Source organism: Rhodanobacter soli (assembly GCF_040548735.1).
In the GTDB taxonomy this organism is placed as follows: Bacteria; Pseudomonadota; Gammaproteobacteria; order Xanthomonadales; family Rhodanobacteraceae; genus Rhodanobacter; species Rhodanobacter soli_A.
The window spans coordinates 56,153-68,169 of sequence record NZ_JBEPSD010000002.1 but is presented as its reverse complement, the minus strand read 5'-3'; the positions used below and the strand labels follow the sequence as shown (position 1 = coordinate 68,169).

The following is a 12,017-nucleotide window of genomic DNA, read 5'->3' as shown; positions in this document are numbered from 1 at the left end:
CTCAATCGCCGTCGTCGTAATCGTAGCCATCGTCACGGATGTAGCGCGTCTGGTACGGGTCGTCGTACACCACTGTACGGGTCTCGACCACGCGACGACGCACCACCGGGGCATCCTCATAGATCACTGTGCGGGGCGGGCCGTAAACCGGCGCGCCGTAGTACACCGGCGCCGGGCGCAGCGCGTTGTCGACTAGGCCGATCACTGCACCGGTGACGATCGCACCGGCGATCCAGCGACCGCCGCTCCAGTGACCGCCATGGCCATGGCCGTAGTAACCACCGTGATAGCCACCATGGTAACCGCCGTGATAGCCACCGCCGTAGTAGCCATGACCACGCGCAGACGCGCTCAGTGGCATCGCCACCGCCGCCGCGACTGCCAGACCGATGGCTGCCAGCTTGCCTGCACCGCTGAAACGTTGGGTCATGATCGCTCTCCGTTGTACAGGGCGGATGCTCGTCGGATCACGCTTAATGTGGACTGAAGGGTTCACCTTTTGATGCGCGCCGTATCCCAGGGGTTGATCCCGGGGTCAGCCTTGCGCCGGCGCAGCAGCCAGCAGCCGTGGATATCGGCGCGGCGGGCGAAATCGAACGGGATGCTGGGTGTGGTCCAGTCCTCGATCTCGAAGTGCTGTTCCAGCGCCTCGTGCTCGAGCTTGAAGCGGCGGAAATTGTTCGAGAACACGATCACGCCGTCGCGGGTCAGCCGCTCGTTGCAGGCTTCGAGCAGCTTCACGTGGTCGCGCTGCACATCGAAATCCTCGGCGCGCTTGGAGTTGGAGAACGTGGGCGGGTCGACGAAGATCAGTCCGTAATGGCCGCGGTCGCGCTGCAGGAATTCCAGCGCATCGAACTGCATCAGGCGATGGCTGGCGCCGCTGAAACCGTTCAGCGCGAGATTGCGCGAGGCCCATTCCAGATACGTGGCCGAGAGGTCCACGCTGGTGGTTTCCAGCGCGCCGCCGGCCGCCGCGTGCACGCTGGCCGTGGCGGTGTAGGCGAACAGGTTGAGGAAGCAGCGCCCCTCAGCCAGCTCGCGCACTTTCGCGCGCACCAGCCGGTGGTCGAGGAACAGGCCGGTGTCCAGGTAGTCAGTGAGGTTGACCAGGAACTTCAGTCCGCCCTCTTCCACTTCGATGAACTCGTTGCGCTGGTCGAGCTGGCCGTACTTGGAACCGCCCTTGCCGCGCTCGCGGGTCTTCAGCGCAATGCGTTCGCGCGGCACGCCGAGCACCTCGCCGGCCACGCGGGCGATCTCGCGCAGGCGCAGCCGCGCGACATCTGGCGGGATGTCGGCTGGTGCACGATATTCCTGGATGTGCAGATGGTCGTTGCCGCTGGTGTCGCCGTAGACGTCGATCGCCGCGGCGTACTCGGGCAGGTCCTGGTCGTAGGCACGCCAGCAGTGGATATCCTCGCGCACCAGCCGCTTGCGCAGGTGCTTGACGTTCTTCTCCAGCCGGTTCTTCAGCATCTGCGCGCCGGCCGACAGCGGTTTCGGCTCGCGTGGCTTCTCGTCGCGTTGCTTCAGGTCGAAGGTCAGCAACACGGTTTCCAGCGCGCCGTTGTACAGCGCGTAGCGCTTGTCCGCATGCAGCTGCATCGCCCGGCCCAGCTCCACGTCGCCGGCCAGCACGGCGGCGCGCCAGCCACTGAAACGGTTGCGCAAGGTGTCGCCCACGGCGCGATACAGCTTCGGCATCTCGGCGCGATCGCCGAGCCGCTCGCCGTACGGCGGGTTGGTGATGACCAGGCCGTAGTCGACGCCGGGCGGCGGCGCGGCATGGGTCACGTCCTGCTTGTCCAGGGTGAAGAAGCCGGCCACGCCCGCCTGCTGCGCATTCCGTTTGGCCGTCTGTACCATGCGCGGGTCGGCGTCGCTGCCGAAGAACACGCTGCGCAGGCCGCGCAGGCCGGTTTCCGCGCGTTGTTTCGCTTCATCCAGCAGACCACGCCACAGCACGATGTCGTGCTGCTGCCAGCCGAGGAAACCGAAGTACTCGCGGCGCAAGCCGGGCGCCACGTCGGCCGCCATCAACGCGCCTTCGATCAGCAAGGTGCCCGAGCCGCACATCGGGTCGAGCAGCGCGCCGCCGGCGGCGTACACCTCCGGCCAGCGCGCGCGCAGCAGCATCGCGGCGGCGAGGTTTTCCTTCAGCGGCGCCTCGCCCTGTTCCTCGCGCCAGCCGCGCCGGTGCAGCGGCGAGCCCGCCAGATCCAGCGACAGCGTGGCGCGGTCGCGGCGCACACGGACGTTGATGCGGATATCGGGTTCGTCGGTGTCGATGCCAGGGCGCGAACCGTCGCGCTGGCGGAACTGGTCGACCACCGCGTCCTTGGTACGCAGGCCGATGAACTGGCTGTGGGTCAGCTTGCTCAGCGCGGTGCCGGCGTCCACCGCGAAGGTGGCATGCGCGGCCAGATGCTGGCTCCAGTCGATCGCCTGCACGCCGCCGTACAGCGCGTCGTCGTCGGCCGCGTCGAACTCGGCCAGTGGCAGCAGGATGCGGCTGGCCAGGCGCGACCACAGGCAGGCCTTGTAGGCGGTTTCCAGCGTGCCGGAAAAATGCACGCCGGCCAGCGCCTCGCGCACGTCGCTGGCGCCGATCGCGACCAGTTCGTCGCGCAACAGGTATTCCATGCCTTTCGGGCAGGTGGCGAAGTAGTGACTCATGCGGTGGACGCCAGCTGGTCCAGCATCAGCCGGAACTGCGCGGCGACCGGATTCATGCTGGTGCCCAGCCGATGGTCGTCGTCCAGCACCAGCAGCGGCAGCCGACGCCGGGCGGCGAACGCGTGCACGCCCGCCAGCGGGCAGACCTCGTCGCGCCAGCCGTGGATCAGCAGTGTGGGCACATCCGGGCGCAGGTCGAACTTGCGCGCATAGCCGGGGATCTCGCTCGGCGTGGCCAGCAGCAACAGGCCGGCCACCGGCACGTCCAGCGAGACCAGGCCGGAGACGAATGCGCCCATGCTGGATCCCACCAGCAGCGGTGGCGCATCCAGCGCCTCGATGGTGGCGCGCAGGCGGGCGATCCGCGGAGCCACGGAAGCGGCGTGGCCACGCGCATCGTCGGTGCCGTAATCCGGCCGCTGCGTGCGCCAGCCCAGCGATTCGGCCAGTGCGGCCAGCGCGCTGACCTTGGTCGCATCGGGACTGGAATCCGAACCGTGCGAAAGAATGATCTGGCCGCGCATGGCGGTCTCCATGAAAAGTGCCGAAAGCAAGGCTGGCATGGTAACAGGCAGCGTTTCCGCCGCGGCTTCGACACATGCGAAACTGCCCCGCATGAGCCTGAACATCCACGACCAGCCGCTGCCCTATGTCGACCTCCTGCCCGAGCGCCCCGCCGAGACGGTCGAACTGGTGGTGATCCACTGCACCGAGTTGCCGGACCTGGCCATGGCGCGCGAGTACGGCGAGAAAGTGCTGCACGCCAGCGGCGCCGGCAACAGCGGCCATTACTACGTCGACCGCGACGGAGCGGTGTACCGCTATGTGCCCGGTACCCGCGTGGCGAACCACGTGCGCGGCCACAACCCGAACTCGATCGGCATCGAGCTGGTCAACCGGGGCCGCTATCCGCACTGGTGGGACTCGCGCCACCAGCAGATGGACGAGCCATACACCGATGCGCAGATCGCCGCGCTGAGTGTCCTGCTGGCGCAGTTGCGCGTGGCATTCCCGAACCTGCGCCAGATCGCCGGGCACGAGGACCTGGACACCGCGCTGATGCCGGCCAGCGACGATCCCTCGCTGCAGATCCGCCGCAAGCTCGACCCCGGCCCGCGCTTCCCCTGGGCCGCCGTCGTCCCGGCCTGTGGCCTGCAGCGACTGCGCTAGACTGCGTCGGCCTCCCTTCGACCCGCCGCCATGCCGGAGTTCGACGTCCAACCGCTGCTGCAATCGTCCACCGTCGCGGTGCACGACGTGTGCTGCCGCGGCGCCTGCCGTCATCGCAGCGCCGAGGAATGCGCGGGCTCCACCCAACTGGTGTTCCCGTATCGCGGGCTGTTCCTGCGCCACGTCGGCAGCACGCAATCGGTGGCCGACGCCAACCACGTGCTGTTCTTCAACGCCGGCGAGGGCTACCAGGTCAGCCACCCGGCGACGGGCGGCGACGCCTGCCTGTCGCTGTCGGTGTCGCAGCCGCTGCTGCGCGAACTCGCGCCGGCCGCGATGCTGCAACGGCGCGACCAGCCCGTGTTCCGCCACCAGGCCTTGCGCATCGACGAGCGCGCGCAGGTACTGGTGGCCCTGCTGCGCCACAGCCTGCGCAACGGCGGCATCGAGTCGCTGGAGGCCGAGAGCCTGGCGCTGACCCTGGTATGCCGCAGCCTCGGCCCGCGCACCACCCATGCCCCCGGCGCGTCCCGTGCACGGCAGCGGCTGGTGGACCGGGCGAAGCTGCTGCTCGCCAGCGACCTCACCCGGCGCTGGGCGCTGGCGGACATCGCCGCGGAAGTCGGCGGCTCGCCGGTCTATCTCACCCAGGCCTTCCAGCAGGTCGAAGGCATGCCGCTGTACCGCTACCACCTGCGCCTGCGCCTGGCGCGCGCGCTGGACCGGGTGGCCGACTGCGAGGACGTCGCCGCGCTGGCGCAGGACCTGGGCTTCTCCAGCCACAGCCATTTCAGCGCCGCGTTCCGCCAGGCCTACGGCCGCACGCCCACGGCATTCCGGCAGGCCGCGCTGGCCCGTTCATCGTGAATCGCTAAAGATCCTGACAGCCGCCGCCGCCGGCCGGTGGTCTCCTGTGCCTGCCCGATCGCGGGCCCTACCGGAGACACACCATGAACGAGAACACCTGCGCCGCCTGCGACTATCCGCTCGACGGCAACGCCATCAAGGTCACCATCGGCGGGCGCACCGTCGATGTCTGCTGCGAAGAGTGCGCACAGAAACTTCGCGAGGCGGAAGCGAAGTCGTGAGCGATGGAATCGCATCATTCGCCGCAAGGTTGGCAGCGCCGGGAATGACCCGGCGCCGCTTCCTCGCCCTGTCCGCGGGCACGCTCGCCGGTGTTTGCACGGGCGGCATCGCCGGCTGTGCCGGGTGGCCGCACGCCGGCACCGTGCCCGCGTCCATGGATGCGGCGAGCTTCCACGCCGCGCGCCGCTACACCCGTACCACATTCGGCCGCATCGCCCACGTCGAGCGTGGCAGCGGACCGGCGGCGCTGTTCCTGCACGGTTTCCCGCTCAACGGCTTCCAGTGGCGTGGCGCGCTCGACCGGCTGGCACCGTACCGGCGCTGCATCGCCCCCGATTTCCTCGGCATGGGCTACACCGAGGTCGCCGATGGGCAATCCTGCGCGCCCGACGCGCAGGTCGCCATGCTCATCGCCCTGCTCGACGCACTGCAGGTCGGGCGCGCCGACGTGATCGCCAACGACAGCGGCGGCGCCGTCGCGCAGTTGCTGGTCGCGCACCATCCCGAACGCGTGCGCAGCCTGCTTTTGACCAACTGCGACACCGAGGAAGACAGCCCGCCGCCGGCGCTGCTGCCGGTGATCGCGCTGGCGAAACAGGGCCGCTTCGTCGACGAATGGCTGGGCACATGGCGCGGCAACCATGCCCTCGCGCGCTCGGCCGCCGGCATCGGCGGCATGTGCTACGCCAACCCCGCGCATCCCACCGACGAGGCCATCGAAACCTACTTCGCGCCGCTGCTGGCGTCACGGCGCAGCCGCGATTTCGCGCACGCCTATGCCGTCGCGCTGGAAAAGAACGCGCTCGCCGGCATCGGCCCCGCGCTCGCGCGATCCCGCGTGCCGGTGCGCATCGTCTGGGGCTGCGCCGACACGATCTTTTCTGCAGAAAACCCCGGCTTCCTCGACCGTGCCTTCGGCCGTTCGCTGGGCGTGCGCCAGCTCAAGGGCAGCAAGCTGTTCTGGCCCGAGGAGCGCCCCGAGGTGATCGCCGAGGAAGCACGGCGGCTGTGGGCCGCGCAGGGAGACCAGGCATGACGGCGCATCCTGCCCTCCGCATCGCGGTGTACGGCGCCTACGGCCATACCGGCCGCTTCGTGCTGGCCGAACTGCACCGCCGCGGTTTCGTGCCGGTGGCCTGCGGCCGCGACGCGGCCAGGCTGCATGAACTGGCCACGGTTGCCGGCGTCGAGGCTCGCGTCGCCTCCACCGATGACCCCGCTGCGCTGGATGCCGCCTTCGCCGGCACCGCTGCCGTCCTGCACTGCGCCGGACCTTTTCTCGACACCGCTGCGCCGGTGCTGGATGCGGCGTTGCGCGCACGCATCCACTACCTCGACGTGGCGGCGGAACAGCGTGCCGTGGCCGACACCCTGGCGCGCGATGGCGAGGCGAAAGCCGCGGGCGTGACGGTGGTGCCGGCGATGGCCTTCTATGGCGGCCTTGCCGATCTGCTGGCCAGCGCCGCGCTCGACGGCGCCACCGACGCGGACGCGGTGGACATCGCCGTCGCGCTCGACGGCTGGCATCCGACGCGCGGCACCCGCCTTACCGGCGAGCGCAACCATTACCCGCGCACGTACATCGAGCACGGCCGCACCCGCACCGTGCCCGACCCTGCACCCGTGCGCGAGACCGATTTCCCGCCGCCGTTCGGGCGGCTGGAGACCGTGCTGCTTCCACTGTCCGAGGCCATCGTGGTGCCTCACCACATCGCCTGCCGCAACCTGCACTCGTGGATGAACCTGGCCCCGCTGCGCGACCTGCGCGATCCGGCCACGCCAGCGCCGGTCGCCGCTGACGACAGCGGACGCTCCGCACAGAGTTTCATCGTCGACGTGCGCGTGCGCTGCGGCAACCACGCTTGCCGCGCCATCGCCAGCGGACGCGACATCTACGCCGTCACCGCACCACTACTGGTCGAGGCGTTGCAACGCATCCTCGACGGCCGTGTCCGCGATAGCGGCGCACTCGCCGCGGGCCAGGCCTTCGATGCACGCGACTTCCTGGCCGCCCTCGCGCCCGACGCGGTCACGGTCGCGTTCGAGGCCGGCGCTCCCGCTGACTCGGGGTCGCTCGACGCCTGCTGAATGCGGGTTCGGGCGCCGCCGCCACCGCTATACTGGCGAACCCCCGCAAGGACACGCCATGAGCGAAGACCACGTCACCGAACTGGTCGAGTTGCTGCAACTCGAACGACTGGAGGACAACCTGTTCCGCGGCCAGAGCCGCGACATCGGCACCCGCTTCGTGTTCGGCGGACAGGTGCTGGGGCAGGCGCTGGCGGCGGCGCAGCAGACCGTCGACCCGGTGCGCGAGGCGCATTCGCTGCATGCCTACTTCCTGCGCGCCGGCGACATCGAGGCGCCGATCGTGTACAGCGTGGAGCGTGCCCGCGACGGCGGCACGTTTTCGTCGCGACGCGTGCTGGCGATCCAGCACGGCCAGCCGATCCTGAACGGTTCGATCTCGTTTCAGGTTCCCGAAACCGGCGTCGAGCACCAGACCTCGATGCCCGAAGTCCCTGCACCGGAAGATCTGGAGCCGCTGCATCCGCTGCCGCCGGACGAGCTGGCGCGGCTGCCGGTGAAGCTGCAACGCTGGATGGGTATCGACGGCCCATTCGAATTCCGCCAGGTGTGGCCGCGCGACGAGCGTCATCCGGCCAAGCGGCCGCCGATCCAGCACATCTGGTTCAAGCTGACCTCGCCGATCGATGACTCGGCGATCCTGCATCGCGCGCTGCTCGCCTATGCCTCGGACTTCCACCTGATCGGCACCGCCACCCTGCCACACGGCATTTCCTACCTCACCCACAACGTGCAGATGGCCAGCCTCGATCACGCGCTGTGGTTCCACCGCCCGTTCCGCGTCGACGAGTGGCTGCTGTACTCGTTCGACAGCCCCACCGCCCAGGGCGGTCGCGGCCTGGCACGCGGGCAGATTTTCAGCCGCGACGGTCGGCTGGTCGCCTCCACCGCGCAGGAAGGCCTGATTCGCGTGCGCGGCGACTGAACACCGGTGCCGGGCCATTCGCGTAAACTGCGCCCATGCGCCAGATCTATACCTCACCCCGCCAGGAAAACATCGACATCGTGGTCGCCTTGATGGCCGAACACGGCATCGAGGCCACCGTGGCCAATCGGTCCAACTACAACCGGCCGACCTGGCAGCGTTTCAGCTATTCGCAGCGGCAGGACGACCGCGGCAGCTGGGCGCAGGTGTGGATCACCCACGCGGACGACTACACCAAGGCGCGCACCCTGCTGCGCGAGATCGGCATCGAGCCGGTGGTGCGCCACGGCGAGGAGCTGGCCGCTGCACGCAACCCCACGCCGGCCGACCGGCGCGCGCATACGGTGGCCCGCGTGCGCCGCATCATGCTGCTGGCGGTGCTGGCCGTCTTCGCCATGGCGATGCTGCGCTATTTGCGGGTGATCTGAGGTCGATGGTGCGACGCCCGTCACGCGGGCATAGAATCAGGGAATGCGCCGTTCCGACCAAGTCCGCCTGTTCCAGACGCTGCCCCACGTGTGCGGCTACTATGCCGACCGCACGGCGCAGAACCTGGTGCTGGATCCGGCCGCGCCCAATCTCGACCAGTTGTACGGCCCGGCGCTGGAACGCGGCTTCCGTCGCGCCGGCGGCCATCTGTACTTCCCCAACTGCGCGCAATGCCACGCCTGCACGCCGTGCCGCATCGACGTGGCGAACTTCCAGCCGGACCGGGCCCAGCGCCGCTGCCTGAAGCGCAACGCCGACCTCGCCATCAGCGAATCGATCCCGGGCTACAACCGCGAGCGCCACGCGTTGTACGAACGCTACCTGCAGAGCCGCCACGCCGGCGGCGGCATGGACGATGCGGAAGCCAGCGATTTCCGCCGTTTCCTCACCGCGCCGTGGAGCCCCACCCTGTTCATGGAACTGCGCCTGGGCGAACGCCTGCTCGCCGTGGCGGTCACCGACGTCTGCCTCAACGGCGTCTCGGCGGTCTACACCTTCTACGACCCCGACGAAACCGCGCGCGGACTGGGCACCTACGCGATCCTGCAGCAGGTGTTGCTGGCGCGCCGCCGCGGTATGCCGTGGCTGTACCTGGGCTTCTGGATCGACGGCCATCCGAAGATGGACTACAAGCGGCGCTTCAAGCCGCTGCAGATCCGCACGGCCGAGGGCTGGCAGGCGCTGGCCTGAGCTACGCGTCGACCGCGGCCTGCCGCGTTGCCGGCCGCGGATATGGAAACAGCTTCTCCAGCGGGATCGACAACCCGTCATCGCCGACCACGCGACAGTGCCCGCGGTTGAGCTGGCGCGGTTCGCTGACGCCGCAGCTGTGCGCGATGATGCCGACTTCGTGCATCACGTTCTTCGCGTAATGGAACACCCGCTCGCTCTTGTCGCTGACCACCAGGCCGCGCTGCAGTTTCGGGTTCTGCGTGGTGATGCCGGTGGGACAGGTGTTGCGGTTGCACTGCAATGACTGGATGCAACCCAGCGCCAGCATGAAGCCGCGCGCGGAGTTGACGAAGTCCGCGCCGATCGACAGCGCCCACGCCACGTCGTAGGCGGTGATGCACTTGCCCGAGCAGACCACCTTGATGCGCTCGCGCAGGCCCTTGACGATCAGCATGTCGATCAGCGCCGGCAGCGCCTCGTGCAATGGCAGGCCGACGCCTTCCATCAGGGTCTGCGGCGCCGCGCCGGTGCCGCCTTCGGAACCGTCGACGATGATGAAGTCCGGCGCGCTCGCGATGCCGCGCTTGTGCACTTCATCGCACAGCTCGCCGATCCACTCCACCCCGCCCAGTACCGCCTTGAAACCCACCGGCTTGCCGGTGAGTTCACGGATATGGCCGATGCTGTCCATCAGCTGCGACACGTTGCCGATGTCGAGGTGGCGGTTCGGGCTCTGCGAATCCTCACCGACCGGGATGCCGCGGATCGCGGCGATCTCGGCGGTGACCTTGGCGCCCGGCAGCAGACCGCCCATGCCCGGCTTGGCGCCCTGGCCGAGCTTGATGCTGACCATCTTCACCTGCGGGTGCGCGCAGATCGCCAGCAGCTTGCCGTCGTCCAGCTTGCCGTCGGGCGTGCGCACGCCGTACTTGGCGGTACCGATCTCGAAGATGATGTCGCAGCCGCCTTCCAGATGGTACGGCGCCAGCCCGCCCTCGCCGGTATCCATCCAGATGCCCGCCTTCGCCGCGCCACGCGACAGCGCGCGCACCGCCGGTGCCGACAACGCGCCGAAGCTCATCGCCGAGATGTTGAAGAACGCCGCGTGGCTGTACGGCTCGCGCGCGTACGGGCCGATCGTCACCGGCACCGGCTCGACGTGGTCCACGCCAAGGTCCGGGAACGGCGCGTTGACGAAGAACGGCACGCCCTCGGCGCGCAGGTCGCGGCTGGAGCCGAACGCGTTGGTGTTGTCGACGTTCTTCGCAGCGCGATAGACCCAGGTGCGCTGCGCGCGGTTGAACGGCATCTCCTCGCGGTCGCTGGAATACAGGTACTGGCGGAAGAACTCGCCCAGGTGCAGGAACCAGTAGCGGAAGTGGCCGATGATCGGGAAGTTGCGCAGCACCGCATTGCCGGTCTGGTTGCGGTCGACCACCCAGGTCACCAGCAGCACCACCACCACCAGTGCCAGCAGTAGCAGGGCAAAGGCCGCAACCAGTTCGACCAGCACGACCAGCCAGTGTGCAAATCCTGTCGATTCCATTTCATCACCCTCGATCAATCAGCGGCCATGACAGACCGCCCGTCGTACTTGCAGGAGCCTCGTCACGCAAGCCTATCGCATTGAGCTGGACTGACGCCCGCGCTCACAACTCGATGCGCAAATGCCCAGCCGCACGCACCGCCTTGCCCACCGCCGCCTCCAGCGACCCGGCGCGCGCCAGCGTCACCGCCATGCGCCGGCGACCCTTCACCGCGGGCTTGCCGAAGATGCGCAGCTGCGTGTCCGGCTCGGCCAGTGCCGCGGCGACGCCGTGGTAGCGCGGCCCCGTGCCGTCGCCCTCGACCAGCACCGCGCACGAGGCCGACGGCCCGTACTGGTGGATCACCGGAATCGGCAAGCCGAGGATCGCGCGTGCATGCAAGGCGAACTCGGAGAATTCCTGCGAGATCAGGGTGACCAGGCCGGTGTCGTGCGGCCGCGGGCTGACCTCGGAGAAAATCACCGCATCGCCCTTCACGAAGAACTCCACGCCGAACACGCCCCAGCCGCCCAGCGCGCCGGTGACCGCCGCCGCCTGCCGCTGCGCCTCGGCCAGCGCGGCATCGCTCATCGGCTGCGGCTGCCACGATTCGCGGTAGTCGCCCTCCTCCTGGCGATGGCCGATCGGCGCGCAGAAGCTCACGCCATCGACATGCCGCACGGTGAGCATGGTGATCTCGTAGTCGAAGTCGACAAAACCCTCGACGATCACCCGGCCCTTGCCGGCGCGCCCGCCGGATTGCGCGTAATCCCACGCATGCTGCAGCTCGTCGGTGCCGCGCACCACGCTCTGGCCCTTGCCGGACGAACTCATCACCGGCTTGATCACGAACGGGTAGCCGATCGCGGCCGCCGCCTCGCGGTACTGTGATTCGTCATCGCAGAAGCGGTACGGCGAGGTCGGCAATTTCAGTTCCTCGGCGGCCAGCTTGCGGATGCCCTCGCGGTCCATCGTCAGCCATGCCGCGCGGGCCGTCGGGATCACCCGCTGCCCCTCCTTCTCCAGCTCGATCAGGGTCGGCGTGTGGATCGCCTCGATCTCCGGCACCACCAGGTCGGGTTTTTCCAGCTCGATCACCGCGCGCAACGCCTTGCCGTCGAGCATGTCGACGACGTGGCTGCGATGGGCAATCTGCATGGCCGGCGCATTCGCATAGCGATCCACCGCGATCACTTCCACCGCGTAGCGCTGCAGTTCGATCGCCACCTCCTTGCCCAACTCGCCGGCGCCGAGCAGCAGGACGCGCAACGCATGGTCGGAATAGGGCGTGCCGAATGGCTTCATCGGGTTCTCCGGTGCGGGCAAACCCGCATTGTATGCGGCCGGGTTACAACGCGACCTGCTGCCCTTCTCGGGAA

General features: G+C 68.7%; 13 protein-coding genes. 8 read left to right on the top strand and 5 right to left on the bottom strand.

Annotation, left to right across the window (positions count from 1 at the left end; genetic code table 11):
- Position 1: 1 nt before the first annotated feature.
- The 3 genes from ABIE04_RS11115 to ABIE04_RS11105 all read right to left on the bottom strand — a co-directional run bounded on the left by ABIE04_RS11115 (position 2) and on the right by ABIE04_RS11105 (position 3,203).
- Positions 2-430 (bottom strand): hypothetical protein, encoded by a 429-nt coding sequence (locus ABIE04_RS11115; RefSeq protein ID WP_354550029.1) that lies wholly within the window; start codon positions 428-430, stop codon positions 2-4.
- Positions 431-492: 62 nt separating this feature from the next.
- Complete coding sequence (gene rlmKL, locus ABIE04_RS11110) at positions 493-2,679, bottom strand: bifunctional 23S rRNA (guanine(2069)-N(7))-methyltransferase RlmK/23S rRNA (guanine(2445)-N(2))-methyltransferase RlmL (protein WP_354550028.1); 2,187 nt, start codon at positions 2,677-2,679, stop codon at positions 493-495.
- Positions 2,676-3,203, bottom strand: coding sequence for an alpha/beta fold hydrolase (locus ABIE04_RS11105; protein WP_354550027.1), 528 nt, complete (start codon positions 3,201-3,203; stop codon positions 2,676-2,678). Before ABIE04_RS11105 ends, rlmKL begins: the two co-directional genes overlap by 4 nt.
- A 91-nt stretch (positions 3,204-3,294) precedes the next feature.
- Between ABIE04_RS11105 and ABIE04_RS11100 the strand changes: the two genes are divergently transcribed.
- From ABIE04_RS11100 to ABIE04_RS11065, 8 genes are all read left to right on the top strand, one after another.
- Positions 3,295-3,849, top strand: coding sequence for an N-acetylmuramoyl-L-alanine amidase (locus ABIE04_RS11100; protein ID WP_354550025.1), 555 nt, complete (start codon positions 3,295-3,297; stop codon positions 3,847-3,849).
- A gap of 30 nt (positions 3,850-3,879) precedes the next feature.
- Complete coding sequence (locus ABIE04_RS11095; protein WP_354550024.1) at positions 3,880-4,716, top strand: helix-turn-helix transcriptional regulator; 837 nt, start codon at positions 3,880-3,882, stop codon at positions 4,714-4,716.
- Between the two features lie 83 nt (positions 4,717-4,799).
- Positions 4,800-4,937 carry a hypothetical protein gene (locus ABIE04_RS11090; protein WP_354550023.1) on the top strand — a complete coding sequence of 46 codons (138 nt, stop codon included), beginning with the start codon at positions 4,800-4,802 and terminating at the stop codon, positions 4,935-4,937.
- Positions 4,938-4,981: 44 nt separating this feature from the next.
- On the top strand, positions 4,982-5,974 hold the full coding sequence (locus ABIE04_RS11085) for an alpha/beta fold hydrolase (protein WP_354550021.1): 993 nt from the start codon (positions 4,982-4,984) through the stop codon (positions 5,972-5,974).
- Positions 5,971-7,026 (top strand): saccharopine dehydrogenase family protein, encoded by a 1,056-nt coding sequence (locus ABIE04_RS11080; RefSeq protein WP_354550019.1) that lies wholly within the window; start codon positions 5,971-5,973, stop codon positions 7,024-7,026. Before ABIE04_RS11085 ends, ABIE04_RS11080 begins: the two co-directional genes overlap by 4 nt.
- A gap of 58 nt (positions 7,027-7,084) precedes the next feature.
- Positions 7,085-7,951: an acyl-CoA thioesterase gene (locus tag ABIE04_RS11075; RefSeq protein ID WP_354550017.1), complete on the top strand. Its 867-nt coding sequence runs from the start codon at positions 7,085-7,087 to the stop codon at positions 7,949-7,951.
- 35 nt (positions 7,952-7,986) lie between these two features.
- A complete protein-coding gene (locus ABIE04_RS11070) occupies positions 7,987-8,379 on the top strand; it encodes a hypothetical protein (protein WP_354550015.1) in 393 nt (130 codons plus the stop codon).
- A gap of 43 nt (positions 8,380-8,422) precedes the next feature.
- Positions 8,423-9,130: an arginyltransferase gene (locus ABIE04_RS11065; protein ID WP_354550013.1), complete on the top strand. Its 708-nt coding sequence runs from the start codon at positions 8,423-8,425 to the stop codon at positions 9,128-9,130.
- Position 9,131: 1 nt separating this feature from the next.
- Here the strand turns inward: ABIE04_RS11065 and ABIE04_RS11060 are convergent, their stop codons facing one another.
- Both ABIE04_RS11060 and purT read right to left on the bottom strand, forming a co-directional pair.
- Positions 9,132-10,658 carry an FMN-binding glutamate synthase family protein gene (locus tag ABIE04_RS11060; protein WP_354550011.1) on the bottom strand — a complete coding sequence of 509 codons (1,527 nt, stop codon included), beginning with the start codon at positions 10,656-10,658 and terminating at the stop codon, positions 9,132-9,134.
- A gap of 103 nt (positions 10,659-10,761) precedes the next feature.
- Entirely contained in the window at positions 10,762-11,943 is a 1,182-nt protein-coding gene (gene purT, locus ABIE04_RS11055) for a formate-dependent phosphoribosylglycinamide formyltransferase (protein ID WP_354550009.1), read from the bottom strand.
- Positions 11,944-12,017 lie beyond the last annotated feature (74 nt).